We start from the raw sequence: 20,947 nt of genomic DNA, 5'->3' as shown, positions 1-20,947 counted from the left end.
AATACGAGTATCATTCAGAAGAATTTTTCAGTGTCCACCTTCACTATATAGCACCTTTTTTGAAAGCGCAAACATTTAATTTTCTATATATATCTTTTATAGAAAATCATTCTTCTCCCTTCTTTATTTCCACTCGTTTAATTTGATGCATATCTTTTTCTAGAACTTTAAAAGAAAAGCCGTGTTTTTCAATAATATCTCCTTCAGCAACGACTTGCTTTTGTACCATAATCCAGCCACCAATTGTATCTACATCATCAGCGATTAAGTGGATGCCAAATAAATCATTTACTTCACTAATAAGCACTTTCCCCTCTACAATTTTACACCCTTCACTTATATGCTCTATAGGCGGGTGTTCATCTTCATCGTATTCATCTCGAATTTCTCCAACAATTTCTTCTAAAATATCTTCTAATGTAACAATCCCAGCTGTACCACCATATTCATCATACAACACAGCTAATGGAATGTGTTTTCTTTGCATTTGTAATAGTAAATCATGAATTGGAATATTTTCTAACACTTCAATGACCGGCCTTGTATATGGCATAATCGAGCACTCCTCGTCCCGATTACCATCCATATAACGAATAAATAAATCCTTTACATTAACCATTCCAATGATTTCATCTTTATCTTCACCAAATACAGGATACCTTGTATATTTTTCTTGTGCGATTATTTTAATATGTGTTTCAAATGGTTCGTCCTCATATAAACCTACAACTTCCGTACGAGGCACCATAATTTCCTTTGCTACTCTATTATCAAATTCAAAAATATTATTTACATATTTAAATTCCCTTTGATTAATCTCCCCGCTCTCATAACTCTCAGATAAGATTAATCGTAATTCTTCTTCCGAATGAGCAACTTCATGCTCAGAAGCTGGATGTAACCCAAATAGTCCTGTTACAAGCCTTGCAGAACCATTTAAAGCCCAAATAAACGGATACATTACTCTGTAAAAGTAAATAAGTGGCTTCGATAATAATAAGCTAACTTGCTCTGCTCTTTGTATGGCGAACGTCTTAGGAGCAAGTTCACCAATAACAACATGTAAAAACGTAATAACTGCAAAAGCAATAATAAATGAAACGGTACTTGCAATTGCAGAAGATAGGTGTAGTTTTAAAAACAACGGCTCAAGTAAATGTTTTATAGTCGGCTCGCCTAACCACCCAAGCCCTAAAGCGGTAATTGTAATACCTAACTGACATGCTGATAAATATTCATCTAAATTTGAAGTTACTTTTTTTGCTGCCAATGCTCCTCGTCGTTTCTCACTAACGAGTTGGTCAATACGACTGCTACGCACCTTAATAATTGCAAACTCAACAGCTACAAAAAAACCTGTTAATGCAATAAGAATGACTACCATCAGTAATTTTAAAATATCCACATATATCCTTTAGCTTTCTTAGCTAAAGTGACACCTCCTTTAAAAAAGAAGTTTCACTTTAGTTTCTTCATTTACTCAAAAGCAACCCTATATAAAATTCACCAATTTCAAACCTCATACAATTCTAAAGGTAGACCATCCGGATCTTGGAAAAAAACAAATTTTTTTCCGGTTATTTCATCAATACGTATCGACTCAGTCTCAATACCACATTCGTTTAAATGGTTTACAGCCTCTTCTATATTTGTAACAGCAAATGCTAAATGTCTAAGTCCAGACGCTTCTGGAAAACTTGGGCGCTCAGGCGGACTTGGGAATGAAAATAATTCAATTTGATACTCTCCCCCTACACATAAATCTAACTTATAAGAATCTCGTTCCTTTCTATATACCTCATTTACCTCTTTAAAACCTAATATCCTCTTATAAAAATCTTTTGACACATCATAATTTGAACAAATAATTGCAACGTGGTGTATTCTACATATATTCATACTCTCTCTATTCCTTTCTTTACCAAAGATGCATATTCTCCCTTGAAATGAAAAACATATATAGCAGAATATCTCTATTAGGGGGCTTACTATGAAATTTATTACTTTTTTCGTAGGACTTATCGTTGTTTTCTTCCTTGCTTATATTGCTAGTAACAATAAGAAACATATTAAATTGAAACCTATTTTCATCATGCTTATTATACAGTTAATTTTAACCTATTTATTATTAAATACAGAATTTGGCCTCATACTTATTCGGGTCATTTCTAGTCTGTTTACAAAGCTACTCGAGTATGCTGCTGATGGTATAAACTTCGTATTTGGCGGCCTTGCCAATAAAGGTGAAATGCCATTTTTCCTTACTGTCTTATTACCAATTGTCTTCATTTCCGTCTTAATTGGTATATTGCAACATTTCAAAATACTACCATTTTTCATTCGTTGGATTGGTTACTTCCTTAGCAAAATAAATGGTCTTGGGAAATTAGAGTCTTACAATGCTATCGCATCTGCCATTGTCGGCCAATCAGAAGTTTTTATTACGGTCAAAAAACAATTAGCTCAAATTCCAAAACACCGTCTTTATACACTTTGTGCATCTGCCATGTCAACTGTATCTATGTCTATCGTAGGTGCCTATATGACAATGATCGAACCTAAATATGTAGTAACCGCACTCGTTCTCAATTTATTTAGCGGCTTTATTATCGTACTTATCATTAACCCTTACGACGTGAGGGATGACGAAGATATTTTAGAAATAAAAGGTGAAAAGCAAAGCTTTTTTGAAATGCTTGGAGAGTACATTCTAGATGGCTTTCGAGTAGCTATCGTTGTCGGTGCTATGCTTATCGGATTCGTCGCATTAATTAGCTGCATTAATGATCTATTCCTCATTATATTCGGCATTACTTTCCAGCAATTAATCGGCTACGTCTTTGCACCAATTGCATTTCTTATCGGTGTACCAAGTACTGAAATTGTCACAGCTGGTAGCATTATGGCAACGAAGCTTGTAACGAATGAATTTGTAGCCATGATGGATCTTAGTAAAATTTCTAATAGCCTTTCTCCTCGTACAGTTGGTATTATTTCTGTCTTCCTCGTCTCTTTTGCCAACTTTTCTTCTATCGGCATTATTTCAGGTGCGGTAAAAGGATTAAACGAAGAACAAGGAAACGTCGTTGCCAGATTTGGCCTTAAATTACTATACGGAGCAACTCTCGTTAGCATTTTATCTGCAATTATCGTAAGCATTATGTTGTAATTAGGTAAAATTTTATCATTTTCTTCTCCCTATCTTTTGTATACAATAACGAATAGATGTCTTTATAAATAATCAAGACATCTATTTTTTATACATGTACAATCGCTTTTATTTAGCGTACAATATTTTTTACGTGTTTGAATGCGCTTCTAGATGTATATACTTTGATAGTTTTAAAGGAGAAAAAATGATGAAATCCGATATGAACAAAGATACTCGAGCCAAAAAAGGACGCTCAAAGAAAAAACGCCTACTTTGGTTCCTGCTTATTCCATTACTGGTTGTAGCACTTGGAGCCGGAGGCTATTCCTTCCATATATACAGTAAAGCAAAGTCTGTGTTAAGTAATGCCTATTCTGAACTGGGCCGTGGGGATAAATCCAGCAAACGTGAAAAAGCCGTTAAACCTATGACTGATAACATTTCTGTACTCATTATGGGGGTTGATGAAAGTGAAATCAGGGACAAAAATTACGGAAAAGCAACTCGTACAGATGCACTATTACTTGCCACAATTAATAAAAACGATAAATCTGTTAAGCTTGTCAGTATTCCACGTGATTCACGTGTATACATTAAATCACGTGATAAATACGATAAAATTACACATGCGCACGTATTCGGTGGTGTAGATAGCACGATTGATACGGTAGAGAACTTTTTAGATGTTCCAGTTGACTACTATGTAAAATTCAACTTTAAATCCTTTATCAAAATTGTTGATTCCCTTGGTGGGATTACTGTAGATGTTCCAGTGGAGTTCACAGAACAAAATAGTAAAGATGAAGCAGATGCAGTTCACCTTAAAAAGGGACGTCAACATTTAAATGGAGAGGAAGCACTGGCACTAGCAAGAACTCGTCATATCGATAGTGATTATATGCGCGGTCAACGACAACAGCTTGTTTTAGAAGCTATCGCTCAAAAAGCACTATCACTTAATTCCATTAATAAGATCGGTGGTCTATTAGACGCTGTCGATAAAGACTTAAAAACAAATTTAACTTTTGATGATATGATGACAATTGCAAAAAATTCAATGGATTCCAATTTAAAAATGGACAAAATGCAAGTAGAAGGTACTGATAAATATATAGGTGGTATTTATTATTACGTTCCAAACGAAAAAAGCGTCAATACGATTTCAACAACACTACAAGAACATCTCGGTGTTACGAATAAAAATGAACATAAAAAATTATAATAAAAAGGCTGCTAGAACTTTCTAGACAGCCTTTTTATTATAATTTTCAACATATTTTTCGTACACATTGTGACAAAAAGAGACAATTATTACAACAGTGTAACATTTTTTATAAAAACATTACACACATAGTGAAAATAATAGTATACTAGTACGTACATAATGTTATTTTCATCATTTTTATACAAAAAATGTAATACATATATTTATACAAAAATTTCTGGGGGGAAATAAATGAAGCTAAGTAAAATACTGATCGGTTCTGCAATTGCTGGAGGCATATTACTTTGTGTTGGCGGTGTTGGCGGATATCAATATGTATCCAAACTAAATAATCAATTAGATACTACTGCATTACCCAATACTTCATTTGAAGGTATTTCTCTCGATGGAAAAAATAAAAAAGATATTCAAGCTATTATTAATCAAAAAATCACTGAATTAGATCAAAAATCACTTACGTACATATTCCAAAACGATAAACAAACTTACACATGGAAAGATTTAGGGATAAATTATAAAGAAAAAGATATTATCGACAAAATCTTTAAAGAACAAGAAGGCAACGCAATAAATCGTTACAAAATGCGGAAACAAGCTGAGAACGGTGAAGTAAAACGTGACTATAAATTAACACCTCAATTAAATACAACTGCTTATAAAAACTTTATGAAGGATAAATATAATGAAACATTAAAAAATCCCGTTAATGCTGAATTAAGTATTGAAGGCACTACAGTAAATATTAGCCAGAGCCAAAATGGAGAAAAAATCGATAAAGAAAAGTTAACTGATTTAACGCAGCAAGCCATTACTTCTGGCACATCTAACGTTACATTACCCGTTACACTATTAAAGCCTGAACGTTCTACAGAAGATATACAGAAAATGGGAATTAAAGAAGTGATTGCTGAATATTCAACTCCAATGGCTGGTCGTAATGGGAATCAATCCTTTAACGTAAATAAGTCAGCTAATACTTTAAGTGGAGTGATCGTCGCACCTGATGAAACATTTAGTTTTAATGGCCGCGTTGGCGTAACAGATGCTGCTCATGGTTATAAATCCGCAGCTGTATATTCACAAGGGAAAGTTATACAAAGTGCAGGCGGAGGCGTTTGCCAAGTGAGTAGTACTTTATATAGCGCAGCTTTAAGAGCAGATTTAGGAATTGTTTCTCGAAGCAATCATTCTATGCCCGTAAATTATTTACCACTTGGACAAGATGCAGCAGTAGCAGATTATGGTCCAGATTTAAAATTTAAAAACAATACAGGCAATCATATTTATATTCAAGCATTTTCAAATGGAGGTAGTATTACTACACGTATTTTCGGCACAAATACTGGTAAAAATGTTGAAGTTTCTTCTCAAGTAATTAGTAGGACTACTGATAAAATAACAGCAGTTACATATAAAAAAGTTACACAAAACGGTGAAGTAATATCTAATGGGCAAATTTCAAAAAGCGTATATAAAAGCGCTCCAAAAGAATAAGACACTATTAAATGAACAAATTTCAAAAAGAAAAAGGCGTGAATAAGTCACGCCTTTTTCTTTTGCAGTAATAGTAAAAAAGTTTCAAGATGGTCTTTCGTTTCTTCTAACGACCACATACGATTTCCTTGCTTCGCAGCTAATACGCACGCCTCTTCCCAAGCATCCTTTTTCTTCATATATAATAATTCATCGCGTAATTTCAAAACAATTTCTTCATCTTCTTGCTCTATAAACTCTTCCATCACGCCTACTATTTCATCTTCATGGATACTTAACGTACAATACGATTTTAAAAAATATTGTAATGTCGTATACATATTTACGCCCCCTTCTTATTTATCAGATGGATAAGAAGTAACGATCTTATATCCTAAATCTCCTGATTTATCTCTCGCTAAAACAGTAACAGTTTTGACTAACTTGTCTTTTACATTCATATTTTTCTTTATTATTGTTTTTCCAACCGGGAATGAATGAGTTGTATTTAATACGAGACGAGCCTCTTTAGAATTTTTTAACCAATCTTGAATTTCCTTATCATGCTGCTTCAAACTATCTTTTACAGCTTTCGTCGCCGTTTCCTTATCATAGTATGTACTTGCTGCTGATACTTTATCTGTCTTCAAGCGATTCTTCAAATCTTCTTCTGATTTGCCTACATGTCTTTCAATCGTATGACCATTTTTAGGCGGCCCTTCCATTTCGTCTAAAATATTATCACTAATTTTTTCTACTGATGTCGATTGATTCCCTGTTTGTTTCTCTGTTTTTTGTTCTTTTCCTGCACATCCACTTAAGATCAGCATGAGTGCCAATAAACTACTCAAGAAAAGACTACTTATTCGTTTCATCATATCACCTCTTTCATGATTATTATCGTAACTTCACTAAAAGTCAATTTCACATCGAAAAAACATACACATTTTTCAAATTCCTCATCTATTTTGCCATATTACCACCCGTTTTTCATAAAACCGTTATTTTTGCCCCTAATAAAAATATACCCCTGTGTTTTTATGATTATTTCCCGAGTTAAACCACCCATTAAAATGCCAATAAACCTTTAAAATACAGATTTATTGGCATTTTTTCAAAAAATAAAATATACCCCTAATTAAACATACCTAATACCCATATAAGGTATATAATTGGTGTTTCGTCAACGTTTTTCTACATTATGTAAATTTGTACTTGCCTACACACTGGAAATATGGTGTAATTCAAAAAAAGATAAAGGATTTTAAACAATGACTGAATCAATCCAAAACTTCTTAACAGACTATTATTCAATCGCAATTCCACTTAGTATCTTAATCAACATCATCATCAGTCTTTTAGGTGTTATCCCTAGTATTTTTTTGACCGCTATTAACATACAACTCTTTGGTGTAACAAATGGAACTATTATTTCGATCGCTGGCGAGGCATTAGGGGCTATTATCTCGTTTTATATTTATCGTATAGGTCTTCAGAAATTCACTCACAGCAAAGTAAATAAGTATCCAAAGGTAGAACGCCTACTTTATGTAGAAGGTAGAGAGGCCTTTCTACTCGTCCTATCGTTCCGCCTCATTCCTTTCATTCCGTCTAGTATCGTGACTTTATTTGCAGCTCTAGGCAAAATGTCATTACTATCCTTCAGTATTGCCAGTACAATAGGTAAAATACCGGCATTGTTAATCGAGGTATATTCTGCATACCATGTCATGAATGGCACAAATGAAGCGAAGTGGATTGTAACAATCGCAGGTTGCATTGGGTTGTATTATTTGTGGAAAAAATGGAGAAAAAAATAAAGAAGGAGCCTATGCTCCTTCTTTATTTTTGAGGTATTTTATTAATAGCTATCCTCTAAAGCCTTAGTTGATACCAACAGCACTAAATGATTGCTTAACTGCTGCTACTTCTGCAGAATTCGCACCATATAAGTCAGCTGCAGCTTGTACTGCACCAGCACGAGCTTGGCTAAATGTAGTAGATTGCGTGTAATATTGTGTGTTTGCACGGTAGTAAATTGCACCTAGCTTATCTTTACCGATACCAGTCACAGTTACACCGTAATGTGTACCGCCATTTGCTAATAAATAAGCTTGTTTATTAATAATACCACTGTTTGTATGAACGCCACCGTTATCACTTGAACCAGTGTAACGCTTAGAATAATGATCTGGATCACCATATTTAGTAGGGTCACTCATAGAACGAAGTGCATCTCCTGGTTTGCCAGGTGTGTAAATATCTTCACCAATCTCCCAGTCTGGGTTACGGTTATCATAGAATTCTACTAAAGTACCAAAGATATCAGAAATTGCTTCATTTAAAGCTCCTGATTCATTTTGATAAATTAAATTCGAGCTATTTTCCGTAACAGCATGCGTTAATTCGTGACCAATAACATCAATACCACCAGATAATGAAGTGAACGTTACACCATCACCATCTCCGTATACCATTTGTGATCCGTTCCAGAATGCATTATTATAATTGCTTCCGTAATGAACTGTTGATTTTAATGGCGCTCCTGCATCATTAATAGAGTTTCTATTAAATGTAGCTTTATAGTAATCATATGTTTTTCCCGCATAGTAATGAGCGTCTACTGCCGCTGCATCATACGCTGCATTGAAAACATTATCTGCATCTGCCCATAATGTTCCTGGTAATGTTGAGCGGTTTTTCGCATCGTATGTGAAAATTGTTGCTCCACGCGTATTATCTTGTAAATAGTAAGAGGAGCCAGATAACGTTGTATTAAGCGACTTCGTATCTCCTAATACACCTTTACCAGTACCTACTTTATTCGTTCCTGTTACAGGCTTTATAACAGCTTTCGCATCCTGTTTAGGAGCATCTTGTTTAACAGGTGACTTATCATCATTTGTCACATGATCAATTGTATTATATTTATTTAATACTTTACCGCTGTCTGCCTCAATGAAATAGTAATAGTTTCCTGGGCTTGGATCTAAGAAGTTTAGATTTACAACGTATGCATATGTTGTTTCCTCACCGTTTTGATATACATATAAGTCCGCTTTTGGTTCTACCTCATATTTAGGTGTAACACCTAAATCTTTTTGCGCAATTTCAATCGCTTTTGCGCCTTCAATCTTATTTTTATTTTTTAACTTTTCTTTTTTGTCTAAATCAGGTGCAACTGTTCCAGACAGCACTTTTAAAGAACCATCTTTACTTACGTGAGCTACTTGCGTAGAACCCCATACAGGTACTCCTTCGTATACTTGTTGCAAACGTAATACTGTTGAATCAGTTACAGCATCTTTCTTCACTTGCTTCACTTTGAAAGAATCTTGCGCACTCTTTTCCCCTAACTTATAATCACCTTTTGCCGCGTTTAAGTAATCAAACACAACAGATTCTGCTTTCTTACCAGTTGCTTCAGTTAGATCACCAGAAATAAACTCTGGTGACTGTACTGTCTCATTGTACTTCTTCGTCGAGAGCACATTTTTAGAATCCGCAAACGCAGAGCCTGTCCCTCCAAACGTAGTAACTGCCATTCCTGTCGCTAACACTAATGCTAAACTTTTCTTTTTCATGAACCTTCCCCCTAATAAATTATTTTTTGAAAAAGAGTAGTTTCATATTAGCATTATGTTTCCACTATTAATATACTAAAAATTCAAATAATTATTTTCTCAAGTTTTGTAGAATTTTGAGGAACAAATATTGAAAAACCCCTTTCCGATTGGAAAGGGGTTTTTTATTAAGATTCAATTGTTTCAACTATTTGTGTTCCTTGCGTTAAAACATCTGGTCTTGATGAATACTGTTCAATAAACTGTGTCAAAAATACAACCCCAATAACCATACCTAAAAACATCACTTTTTTCATACTATTTCTCCTCTCCTTTTTCCAGTAATGAAATAGTTTCTTTATAATAGCGACTACTCTCTTCGAAATTACGAATCCCTTCGAAGTAATGCGCAATTTCTAAATATACTTGTTTTAAATACACTAAATTACCTTCACCTTTAAAAAATGGTATAGCTTCTAATTCTAGAAACTTCTTATATTCATCCGATGTACGGAAATATTTATATTGTAAAATAACTAATAAATATAATACCCTTTTATACTTTTCATGTCGTTGAGCAATAGAAATACCTTTTTCTATCCACTGGTTCGCCTCATCCATTTGTTTTAAATGAATGCACTGTAATGCTGTATGATATAAAGTATCTAAGTAATTATTATCTTCATGTTGGTGATATTGCAAACTTTTCAAATAATATTCCTTAGCCTTTTCATATTGTTGTTGGTTACCATAGACTTCGGCAATATTACTTAATGCGATACTCATAATTACCTCATTTTCAGAAAACGAACTTGCTTCACGTAAAATACTATTGTACATATCCAAAGCCTCTTTATATTGCCCTTGCCTTACAAAACAAATCGCTATAATAAATTGGCAGTTTATCACATTACGGAATTTATACTCATTACGGAATCCCTCTATTGCAATGTTGGCAAAATGCAGAGCTTTATACGGATTTTCTAAATGGCTATATGCTAATGCTAAATTATAATAAATACCATTCTCATAATAATTTAGCTCTTTCGCCATTTTTTCCGTTTCAATTAAACTCTCTAATCCTATCTTCCATTTGTTTTGTAAACAATTTAACAATGAAACGTTATATGTGAATAACATTTTTTGAAACTGAGATAATTTCTTATACCCTTTTTTTAATTTATTTAATCTTTCTGCTCCATTGTCAATATCACGCTTAATCATAAGATAACGTACATATAATAGCTCATAATAATTCATAATTTCAAAATCAGTTACTTGCTTCATTTCTTCTTGTAAATCAGCATATATTTGCTCAATTCGCTCTCTTTCTAAATGGACGATAGCTTTATGCCATTCCTCCAGCTTCCCCTTCACATCCTCTTCTACATCTCTCAAATCCGTCACGGCAATTTCTAATCTTGCGCAGAGCAATTGTAGAATCTCTTCTGATGCTTCGATCTTTCCATTTTCGATTTTACTTAAGTATGAGACAGAACAAATGCCCTGACATAATTCTTCTTGTGTCATTTTTTGCTGTAGCCGCTTATAAAAGACTTGTTTGCCTATTTTTTCTAATGTTTGTTGCATTGTCCTCCTCCATTCTCATTTACCCCCATTACTTTAATAATACATAAAATCTTGAGAAATATAAATTGATAAATGTTAATTTTCTAAAAAATATGCAATATTTCATTTTTTTCCCTCTTGACTATACTTTCATATCCATTCTTTGCTACGAGCCTTGAAAAATTGGTATACTATAACCAAATTATGGAGGTGTTTTCGCGATGACTTATTATAAAGACGATAGCTATGCCTTACATACAGATTTATATCAAATTAATATGGCTTATACATATTGGAAAGATGGTATTCATAACCGCCGCTCGGTGTTTGATTTATACTTTCGAAAACTTCCATTCGAGAATGGTTATGCTGTTTTTGCTGGTCTTGAAAAAATTGTAGAGTACATAGAAAACTTCAGCTTTACCGAAAGCGATATCGCTTATTTAGCAGAATTACAATTTGAAGAAGAATTTCTTCAGTATTTACAAAATATGAAATTCACTGGGACGATTCGAAGTATGCAAGAAGGTGAAGTTGTCTTTAATAACGAGCCTTTATTACGTGTCGATGCACCGCTCGGCGAAGCACAAATTATTGAAACCGCCCTGTTAAACATTGTGAATTACCAAACATTAATTGCAACGAAAGCAGCTCGTATGAAGCACGCTGCAAATAACGATGAACTTTTAGAATTCGGCACAAGACGTGCCCACGAGTTCGATGCAGCCCTTTGGGGTACACGTGCTGCCTTTATCGGTGGTTTCTCATCTACGAGTAACGTACGGGCTGGGAAACGCTTCGGAATACCTGTAGCCGGCACACATGCACACTCTTTCGTTCAAGCATACCGTGATGAATATGTTGCGTTTAAGAAATATGCTGAAACTCATAAAAAATGCGTCTTTCTCGTTGATACATATGACACATTAAAATCTGGTGTTCCAAATGCAATTCGCGTGGCGAAAGAGTTCGGGGATCGCATCGATTTTTACGGAATTCGCCTTGATAGTGGTGATATGGCTTATTTATCTAAAAAGGCAAGAAAACTACTAGATGAAGCTGGATTTACAAATACAAAAATTATTGCTTCTAGCGATTTAGATGAATACACAATTATGCACTTAAAATCTCAAGGAGCAAAAATTGATGTATGGGGCGTTGGAACAAAATTGATTACGTCCTTTGAGCAACCAGCTTTAGGAGCTGTTTATAAACTCGTTGCGATTGAAGATACTGATGGAAAATTAAATGATACAATTAAAATTTCATCTAACCCTGAAAAAATTACTACTCCAGGACTGAAACGAATTTATCGCATTATCAATCGAGTGAACGATCATGCTGAAGGCGATTATATTGCCTTAGATTGTGAAGAACCAGGAAAAGAAGAACGCTTAAAAATGTTTCATCCTGTTCACACGTATATAAGTAAATTTGTAACAAACTTTGAAGCACGCGAACTGCATAAAGACATTTTTGTTAATGGTAAAAGAACATATGAACTACCAGGCATATTAGATATTCAAAAATATAATGAACAAAGTCTCGCACTATTTTGGGAAGAATATATGCGAACTTTAAATCCTGAAGAATACCCTGTCGATTTAAGTCAAGAATGCTGGGATCATAAAATGAATTACATTCAAACTGTTCGAGAACAAGTTGAAAAAAATATACAAAAATAAAACAGAGAAGCTGCCCTTCTCTGTTTTTTTCAATGCTATATATCTTTGTAAAAAATATATTAAAATAACAAGACAAATATTTTTTATTTGTAAATTTCAATATTACGTTATTTATTTTCAAAATAATATTTGTTATTATTTTATTGAGTCAATTTCAACAGAATAACCTAAAAAAGGAGGACGCAGGTTGCGTCCTCTTTTTTATAAATCTTTCACTCGTAGTACACGCATTGCATTTAATACTGCCAGTAGTGTCACACCAACATCTGAGAAAACCGCTTCCCACATTGTTGCAATACCGAAAGCACCAAGCAGTAAAACTAATCCTTTTACCCCTAATGCAAAGATAATATTTTGCCACACAATGCGTCGTGTACGTTTTGCAATGTTTACAGCTGTCGCAATTTTTGAAGGCTCATCAGTCATAATAACGATATCTGCTGCTTCAATTGCTGCATCTGATCCTAAACCACCCATTGCAATACCAACATCGGCTCTTGCTAATACCGGTGTATCATTAATACCATCACCAACGAAAGCAACTTTTTCTTTTCCATGCTTCGCTGCATCAATTTTTTCAATCTCTTCTACTTTTTGTTGCGGTAATAGTTCTGCGTGAACTTCATCTAAACCTAATTCTTTACCAACAGCTTCACCAACTGGTTTTGCATCACCAGTTAACATGACTGTCTTCTTAATACCTAGCTCTTTTAACTTTTGAATTGCTTGTTTTGAATCTTCTTTTACCTCATCAGAGATAACAATATAACCTGCATATTTTCCATCTACAGCAACGTGAACTAATGTACCTACTGTTTCTGGTTGCTTAAATGTAATGTTCTCTTTTCTCATTAATTTAGCATTACCTGCAAAAATTTCTTTTCCTTGTACTTTTACGACTGTACCGTGACCAGAAATTTCGTTATAATCATCGATTATTTTTTCATCAACTGATTTTCCATATGCATTTCGAATCGATTGTGCAATTGGATGGTTAGAATACACTTCAGCAAATGCTGCATACTCTAATAATTCCTCATTTGTAATGCCTTCGCTCGGTTCCATTTTTGTAACTTTGAAGACACCTTTTGTTAATGTGCCTGTTTTATCAAAAACAATATATTTCACATCATTTAAAGCTTCTAAATAGTTACTTCCTTTTACTAACACACCACTTTTAGATGCACCACCGATACCTCCAAAGAATCCAAGAGGAATAGATACAACTAACGCACATGGACAAGAGATTACTAAGAACACTAAAGCTCTATAAATCCAATCAGAGAATGTAGCTCCTTCTAAAATAAGTGGTGGAATAAACGCCATGATCGCTGCTGTAATTACTACAACTGGAGTGTAGTAACGCGCGAACTTCGTAATAAAGTTTTCTGTTGGCGCTTTTTTACTGCTTGCATTTTGAACTAAATCTAAAATTTTTGATACAGTTGATTCACCAAATTCTTTTGTAACTTCAATTGTTAATACACCATTTTGGTTCACAAAACCACTTAATACATCATTTCCAACTTCAACTTCACGTGGTACAGATTCACCAGTCAATGCTGAAGTATCTACCATTGATGTTCCTTCAACTACTTTTCCGTCTAACGGTACTTTCTCACCAGGTTTCACGATAATATAATCGCCGATTTGTACATCTTCTGGTGATACTTGTTTCGTTTCATTTCCAATTTTTACATTCGCGTAATCAGGACGAATATCCATTAATGATGTAATTGATTTTCGAGAACGGTTTACCGCAATACTTTGGAATAGTTCTCCTACTTGATAGAATAACATTACTGCAACCGCTTCTGGATATTGCTGAATCGCAAAAGCTCCTAGTGTTGCAATTGCCATTAAGAAGTTCTCATCAAACACTTGCCCGCGAGTTATGTTCCTTACCGCTCTCCAAACAATATCTCCACCGATTAATACATACGCAAGGACGAATAATGGAATTGTGATCATTTGTGGTAAGCCAGCTAATGCAGCGATTGCTGTCAAAATTCCGCCGACCACTAATCGTCCTACCATCTTTTTCACATTTGCTTCACCATGATCATGACTATGTCCATGGTCATGACCACCCTTTTCTTCACGAACAACTTTCACATCTGGTTCTAACTTTTGAACGACATTTGTTATATTGGCTACAGTCGCTTCTAATTCTCTTTTATTCGCTACCTCAACTCGTAATTTCTTTGATACGAAATCAACAGTTGCTGTTGAAACAGTCGGCATTTCTTTCACTTTATTTTCAATCTTCATCGCACAATTTGCGCAATCTAAACCTTCTAATATAAATACTTCTTTTGCTACTTTTGTATTTTTTTCTTCTTGTACTTTAATGTGCGGTTCTAATTTTGTAACGAGTTGTTTTGCTTCTGTAACAACTTCGTTTTCTTTATTTTGTTCTGTCTCTAAAACCATTGTTTTTGTTGCGAAATTTACAGAGCAAGAATTTACTCCTTCTATATTTCCAACACCTTTTTCGATTTTCATTGCACAGTTCGCACAATCTAAACCTTCTAACATCAGTTTCTTTTTCACTAATGCTTCAGCCATCGTTCTCCCTCCTCGCGTTCTTTTTATTCTTCCTCGTTTACGTGTTCAAACGCTTGCTCGAAGATATGAATTACGTGCTGGTCAGCTAACGAATAATAAACGACCTTTCCTTCTTTACGATTCTTTACAAGTTTCGCTTGCTTTAATACACGAAGCTGATGTGAAATAGATGATTGTGTCATTCCTAATAAATACGCTAAATCACAAACACACATTTCAGCTTCAAATAACGCATGTAATATTCTCGTACGTGTACGATCGCCTAATACTTTAAATAATTCTGCTACTTTACTTAAACTTTCATCCGTTGGAATTGTTTGTTTTACTTGAGCAACAACTTCTTCATGAATTATCGTTTGAGAACATGTCTCTTGTGGTGTTTCTACTTTATTTCCAGCCATTATAGCTCACCTCTTTATTTGAACATATGAACAATCATTCATATATCTTATACTCTTATTATATGAGCGCCTATTCATATGTGTCAATGAAATATCATATATTTTTTTGAACATTTCGTTCACATTTTCAAAAGATCTACACATATTTTCCGCATCCATTACATTCTCATACAAAAAAGAATATACACTTTGTACAAAAGAAAAAAGCCTTGCGCGTTCCCTAGACGCACAAGGCTTACTATACTTATATCCCTTTTAATTAAGCTTTTAATTAGCTTGTTCTAAATTATCCTGCGAACTTCCATCGTCTTTTAAATGACTATGTTTTTTCGAATAAACAAAGTATACAACTACTCCAATTGCTAACCAAATACCGAAGTAGATCCATGTTGTTAATGGTAGGTTAAACATTAAGAATAGACAACATGCGATTGAAATAAGCGGTAGCGTTGGTACAAGTGGTACCATAAAGCCACGTTTTAAGTTCGGATGTGTTTTACGAAGAATAATAACTGACACACCTACCATCGCAAATGTTAACAATGCTCCAATATTCGCTAAATTCGACAATTCTTTTAAATCGATAAATCCAGCAATTAAAGCACTACCAATACCTGTTAACCAAGTTGAAAATACTGGTGCTTCTGTCTTTTTATTAATTTTCGCAAATGATTTTGGTAATAAACCATCACGGCTCATCGCGAAGAACACACGTGTCGTTGCATAAATGTAAGCAAAGATTACAGCCATAATACCAATTACAGCTCCAACTGCGATTACACCTGCTACTTTATCTTGTCCTACAACTTCTAACACATATGCCATAGCTTCTGGTACATCTAATTCTTTATAAGAAACCATACCTGTCATAACGAGACATACTACAACATAAATAATTGTACAAATAATTAACGAAGCAATAATACCAATCGGTAAATCACGTTGTGGATTTTTTACTTCTTCAGCAGAAGTTGCTAATGCATCAAATCCTAAGAAAGCAAAGAATACTGCTGCTCCGCCGGCAAAGATTCCGCTCATACCGTATGGTGCAAATGGTGTCCAGTTTTCTGGTTGTACGTAGAACGCACCAACTGCAATGAATAAAATAACAATACCAATTTTAATTAATACCATTATGTTATTCACACGCTTACTTTCTTTCGTACCTCTTGATAGTAACCAAGTTAAAACTAATGTAATGACTACTGCTGGTAAATTCACGATCCCACCTTGTGATGGAATCTTTAACAACTCTGTTGGAATTTCTAATCCGAATCCACTCACTAAGTTATTAAAATAACCTGTCCATCCACCTGCTACTGCGGCAGTTGTTACGACATATACAGATAGTAATGTCCATCCCATTAGGTGGGCAATAAACTCACCAATTGTCGCATATGAATATGTGTATACACTACCTGAAACCGGAAGTGTAGATGCAACTTCTGCATAACATAACGCTGCAAATCCACAAACGATCGCTGCAATCATGAATGAAAAGATAACTGCTGGACCAGCATCTCTTGCTGCTACTAATCCTGTTAATACTAGTACTCCTGTACCAATTATCGCACCAATCCCTAGCATTGTTAGGTCAAATGCCCCTAGCGTTTTCGTTAAAGTTTTACTTTTACTTTCCCCTAACAATTGCGTAACGGATTTCTTTTTAAATAGGTTGGCCACGATGTATGCCCCCTTTTGCCAAGAAGAGCTAAGAGATATTCACTCTTAGCTCTTCTCATGTTGGTTTATATATTGTTCGATTTTGTTTTGTATAATGCTTCTATTAGCAAGATACTGTTTCTGCTTCTAATAATTCTTTAGCACCTTTGTACTCTACACCGTGAGCTTCTGCAACTGCTTCGAATGTTACATAGCCGTCTAATGTGTTGATACCTTTTAGTAACGCAGAGTTGCCTAGGCAAGCTTCTTTGTAGCCTTTGTTCGCAATTTGTACTGCGTATGGTACTGTTACGTTTGTTAATGCAAGAGTTGATGTACGTGGAACCGCACCTGGCATGTTTGCAACTGCATAATGAACAACGCCGTGTTTTTCGTAAGTTGGGTTATCATGAGTTGTAATACGGTCAGTTGTTTCGAAAATACCACCTTGGTCAATCGCGATATCTACAACAACAGAACCTGGTTCCATTGATTGAATCATTTCTTCTGTTACAAGTTTTGGCGCTTTTGCACCTGGGATTAATACTGCACCGATTACAAGATCAGACTCTTTTACAGCTTCTGCAATATTGTACGGATTAGACATTAAAGTTTTTACTTGGTTTCCGAAAATGTCATCTAATTGACGAAGACGTTCTGCACTTAAGTCGATGATTGTTACATCCGCACCTAGTCCAACTGCAATTTTAGCAGCATTTGTACCAGCTTGTCCACCACCGATGATTGTTACTTTACCACGTTTAACCCCTGGAACACCTGCAAGTAAGATACCTTTACCGCCTTTGTTCTTCTCAAGGAATTGTGCACCAATTTGTGCAGCCATACGACCAGCTACTTCACTCATAGGTGCAAGTAATGGTAGAGAACGGTTTTCTAATTGTACTGTTTCATATGCAATAGAAACAACTTTCTTTTCGATTAATGCTTTTGTTAATTCTGGTTCTGGAGCTAAGTGTAAGTATGTGAATAAGATTAAACCTTCGCTGAAGTGTTTGTATTCGCTTTCAATTGGTTCCTTAACTTTCATAACCATTTCCATGTTCCAAGCTTCTTCAGCTGTATCAACAATTTTTGCTCCTGCTTCAACATACTGAGCATCTGTGAAACCAGATCCTAAACCTGCACCCTTTTGAATGAATACTTCGTGATTGTTACGAATTAAATGTACAACACCTGCTGGTGTCATTGCCACACGGTTTTCGTTGTTTTTAATTTCTGCTGGTACCCCAATACGCATAATGAAATGCCCCCTTATAATTAACAGAAAAAAGAAAGTCTTTTTTCTTTTTTTAATAATTAATAACTTATGTCCTTATTCTAGCATAACTTAAAAGTTATGAAAACGCTAACATACTACATTTTTAAAGTTTATATATTTAGAATAGTGTAAATATATGGAACATTGATTCTATTACCCTCTTTGTTCCATCTCATTATCTATCACTCTATTTTTATTATACTCCTTTAAAATAAGCAGTAATCATTTATTATTCGACAATAATGTAACAATGTAAGAAACCCCAATGATGACGTATACATATACATTTATTAATTTACACAATACTTTAGGGATATATTCTTTTCATAAAAAAACAGCTGCTAGCATTTAACTAGCAGCTGGATAACTTATAAATAACTTGGAAAATAAATCATCTGTTGTTTCCGTAATTTTATCAAACAGATCACTTTCTTCCGCTTCTTGCTCTTTTAACACCTTAATTGTTTCACGTGCATCTTCAGGGTAATCGGTAATGATACCATCTACGTTTAACTTATAATATCCCTTTAAACTTTCCATATCATTTACCGTCCATACGTAAATTGGTTTGTTTAACTTCCTTGCTTCTTTTACTAATTTCTTATTTAACATGTATTCTTCCGCTACATAAAAATCAGCCTTTACATTCTTTAAATTGGCTCTACTTGCATACAGTATATATCCGACTTTTATATCTGAATTTGCACGCTTAAACTCTTTTATAAGTGGGTAATGTAACGTTTGAATGACACATTGCTTCTCAAATTCATTATCTTTAATCGTTTTTAATACTTTATTTACAAAATCTTTTTCGCCACCATGAAGCTTCACTTCAATATTAAGTTTGATTTTCCCCTTAGCCACCTTAATGATTTCATCAAGTGTACTGATTTGTCCTGAAAACCCATCTTGACTAAGAGTAAGCTGTCTTAACTCGTCCATCGTTAAATCCGAAACATGAACATTAGCATTGGCAAGACGTTTCAACTTCAAATCATGTATAACTGCTAGTTCACCGTCTTTTGTTTGAAGTACATCAATTTCAGCGTAGTCTGCTTTCGCATCAATAGCTCCCTGCACAGCTTCTTTCGTATTCTCTACACCTTTTGAAATATAACCTCGATGAGCCATAATAATCGGTTCTTTATATGTGTTTGTAATAAAGGTCACAATAAAAGCAACAACCATGCCCGCAGTAATAATTCCTACAATATATACACCAATAAATTTCCAACGATGTTTTTGGAAGAAACATTTATCTGCTTTCGTTTTCGAATAATCCAACCCTTCTTCTAATAAAACATCTTCAACTGGAACCTTTTGTAAATACAATCGCGTAATCGCCATAATATAAAATGGTGTCACGATAAAGCTAAATAAATACAATGTACTCGTTAAAAATACAGACATTGTGGATTCCGCTAATAATGCAAATGTCCCTTTCGGGTTTGTAAATTCATAAACACCCCATAGACACAATAAATATATTCCTAAAAATAGGACATACACAATTCCTATTGAAATAAAAAATCCGACTAAAAAGAATAGTACTTTAAAAAAGCTTTCATTTACTAACTTCGCACTTTTACGTGCTGCCACGCGAAATGGCTTTTGCTCCAAAACAACAATAGGTAGAACAAAAATCCAGCGAAGGTTCAAATACGCAACTACAGCAAAGAATGTATAATAACCAACTTGTCCCATCGTAGTCTTAAACAGTTCTCCTGTAATGAAGTTAGGAATTTGAATTTGCGGGATTAATGCTGTTTCATATCCCATATTTAAAAGAGGTAACAATACGACAGCATATAAAATAAATCCTGGTAAGCAATATGTGAAAAGGGTAGGTAAATACGTTACTGTTTTATACAAAATTGGACGTAATCTCACCTTTTGCCTTTTATGAGCAAAGTACGAAATAATAATAAGCACCGCAAATTCCGTAAAGATAAGAAACAGCGCTAACAATGATAAAATTACAATTGCCAAAATGCCGTATGGTGTCTTTAAAAACGCTAATAATTCATCATTCGTCGCATTTGCATAACCACCCAAATACAATAACTTATTAAAAATGATCCCAAATAGCGGGACAAATACAATCGCTGCTAATAATTTATAAGCGAGTTGAAAGGTTAATACATTCCAAAAAGCAAATTTAACTGTTTGAAAGGAATGTCCTATTACTCCTGGTATAGATAGTCTTTTACGGTGTTGCATATATTCCTCCACATTCTAAAACGATATTTGAGATGGATTCCATATTTCCATTTCTAACCCATCTTTTTAATAATAATATATTCCGCTTAACATGAACACTCTTATACATACAATGAAAAAAGTGATGGTTACTCCCCATCACTTTTTCACT

The 20,947-nt window shown here is 34.4% G+C and carries 17 protein-coding genes; 5 read left to right on the top strand and 12 right to left on the bottom strand.

All coding sequences use genetic code 11. The features are described 5' to 3' along the window. Window positions 1–106: 106 nt before the first annotated feature. The gene (locus ACTFRN_RS17390) at window positions 107–1,405 is read right to left on the bottom strand and encodes a hemolysin family protein (protein ID WP_000353306.1); all 1,299 of its coding nucleotides are present in this window, start codon (window positions 1,403–1,405) and stop codon (window positions 107–109) included. A 107-nt stretch (window positions 1,406–1,512) separates the two neighbouring features. Continuing rightward, entirely contained in the window at window positions 1,513–1,899 is a 387-nt protein-coding gene (gene gloA2, locus ACTFRN_RS17385) for an SMU1112c/YaeR family gloxylase I-like metalloprotein (protein ID WP_014893322.1), read from the bottom strand. 91 nt (window positions 1,900–1,990) lie between these two features. Between gloA2 and ACTFRN_RS17380 the strand changes: the two genes are divergently transcribed. From ACTFRN_RS17380 to ACTFRN_RS17370, 3 genes are all read left to right on the top strand, one after another. Continuing rightward, a complete protein-coding gene (locus tag ACTFRN_RS17380) occupies window positions 1,991–3,169 on the top strand; it encodes a NupC/NupG family nucleoside CNT transporter (protein ID WP_000668861.1) in 1,179 nt (392 codons plus the stop codon). A gap of 187 nt (window positions 3,170–3,356) precedes the next feature. Further along, the gene (locus tag ACTFRN_RS17375) at window positions 3,357–4,373 is read left to right on the top strand and encodes an LCP family protein (RefSeq protein WP_014893323.1); all 1,017 of its coding nucleotides are present in this window, start codon (window positions 3,357–3,359) and stop codon (window positions 4,371–4,373) included. 234 nt (window positions 4,374–4,607) lie between these two features. Then, window positions 4,608–5,870, top strand: coding sequence for a VanW family protein (locus ACTFRN_RS17370; RefSeq protein ID WP_074568366.1), 1,263 nt, complete (start codon window positions 4,608–4,610; stop codon window positions 5,868–5,870). A gap of 47 nt (window positions 5,871–5,917) precedes the next feature. On the opposite strand, the gene ACTFRN_RS17365 is transcribed toward ACTFRN_RS17370, so the two are convergent. Together ACTFRN_RS17365 and ACTFRN_RS17360 are read right to left on the bottom strand one after the other, a co-directional pair. After that, the gene (locus ACTFRN_RS17365) at window positions 5,918–6,190 is read right to left on the bottom strand and encodes a hypothetical protein (protein ID WP_074568365.1); all 273 of its coding nucleotides are present in this window, start codon (window positions 6,188–6,190) and stop codon (window positions 5,918–5,920) included. Window positions 6,191–6,205: 15 nt separating this feature from the next. After that, a complete protein-coding gene (locus tag ACTFRN_RS17360; RefSeq protein WP_124878370.1) occupies window positions 6,206–6,724 on the bottom strand; it encodes an RNase A-like domain-containing lipoprotein in 519 nt (172 codons plus the stop codon). A 396-nt stretch (window positions 6,725–7,120) separates the two neighbouring features. On the opposite strand from ACTFRN_RS17360, the gene ACTFRN_RS17355 reads away from it, so the two are divergent. Beyond that, window positions 7,121–7,669, top strand: a complete 549-nt coding sequence (locus tag ACTFRN_RS17355) for a TVP38/TMEM64 family protein (protein WP_000140360.1) — start codon at window positions 7,121–7,123, stop codon at window positions 7,667–7,669. A 63-nt stretch (window positions 7,670–7,732) separates the two neighbouring features. Here ACTFRN_RS17355 and ACTFRN_RS17350 read toward each other — a convergent pair whose 3' ends face one another. The 3 genes from ACTFRN_RS17350 to ACTFRN_RS17340 form a co-directional block, all read right to left on the bottom strand. Then, window positions 7,733–9,433, bottom strand: a complete 1,701-nt coding sequence (locus tag ACTFRN_RS17350; protein ID WP_000730366.1) for a M4 family metallopeptidase — start codon at window positions 9,431–9,433, stop codon at window positions 7,733–7,735. 167 nt (window positions 9,434–9,600) lie between these two features. Then, window positions 9,601–9,729 carry an NprX family peptide pheromone gene (locus ACTFRN_RS17345; RefSeq protein ID WP_139254109.1) on the bottom strand — a complete coding sequence of 43 codons (129 nt, stop codon included), beginning with the start codon at window positions 9,727–9,729 and terminating at the stop codon, window positions 9,601–9,603. A gap of 1 nt (window position 9,730) precedes the next feature. Continuing rightward, on the bottom strand, window positions 9,731–11,002 hold the full coding sequence (locus ACTFRN_RS17340; protein ID WP_001187942.1) for a tetratricopeptide repeat protein: 1,272 nt from the start codon (window positions 11,000–11,002) through the stop codon (window positions 9,731–9,733). A 200-nt stretch (window positions 11,003–11,202) separates the two neighbouring features. Here ACTFRN_RS17340 and ACTFRN_RS17335 point away from each other — a divergent pair, with 200 nt between their 5' ends. Continuing rightward, a complete protein-coding gene (locus ACTFRN_RS17335; RefSeq protein WP_000222902.1) occupies window positions 11,203–12,666 on the top strand; it encodes a nicotinate phosphoribosyltransferase in 1,464 nt (487 codons plus the stop codon). Window positions 12,667–12,867: 201 nt separating this feature from the next. On the opposite strand, the gene ACTFRN_RS17330 is transcribed toward ACTFRN_RS17335, so the two are convergent. The 5 genes from ACTFRN_RS17330 to ACTFRN_RS17310 all read right to left on the bottom strand — a co-directional run bounded on the left by ACTFRN_RS17330 (window position 12,868) and on the right by ACTFRN_RS17310 (window position 20,796). Continuing rightward, window positions 12,868–15,234 (bottom strand): heavy metal translocating P-type ATPase, encoded by a 2,367-nt coding sequence (locus ACTFRN_RS17330; protein ID WP_088106335.1) that lies wholly within the window; start codon window positions 15,232–15,234, stop codon window positions 12,868–12,870. Between the two features lie 23 nt (window positions 15,235–15,257). Continuing rightward, window positions 15,258–15,635, bottom strand: a complete 378-nt coding sequence (locus ACTFRN_RS17325; RefSeq protein ID WP_000918376.1) for an ArsR/SmtB family transcription factor — start codon at window positions 15,633–15,635, stop codon at window positions 15,258–15,260. A gap of 267 nt (window positions 15,636–15,902) precedes the next feature. Then, complete coding sequence (locus tag ACTFRN_RS17320; RefSeq protein ID WP_074568363.1) at window positions 15,903–17,318, bottom strand: amino acid permease; 1,416 nt, start codon at window positions 17,316–17,318, stop codon at window positions 15,903–15,905. Between the two features lie 103 nt (window positions 17,319–17,421). Beyond that, a complete protein-coding gene (gene ald, locus ACTFRN_RS17315) occupies window positions 17,422–18,555 on the bottom strand; it encodes an alanine dehydrogenase (protein ID WP_001219745.1) in 1,134 nt (377 codons plus the stop codon). 369 nt (window positions 18,556–18,924) lie between these two features. Further along, window positions 18,925–20,796, bottom strand: coding sequence for a glycerophosphoryl diester phosphodiesterase membrane domain-containing protein (locus ACTFRN_RS17310; RefSeq protein WP_088106334.1), 1,872 nt, complete (start codon window positions 20,794–20,796; stop codon window positions 18,925–18,927). Window positions 20,797–20,947: the final 151 nt, after the last annotated feature.

This window comes from Bacillus cereus group sp. MYBK245-2 (assembly GCF_051916145.1).
GTDB lineage: Bacteria > Bacillota > Bacilli > Bacillales > Bacillaceae_G > Bacillus_A > Bacillus_A pacificus.
The sequence above is the reverse complement of the archived record's forward strand: the minus strand, read 5'-3'. Positions and strand labels throughout refer to the sequence as shown.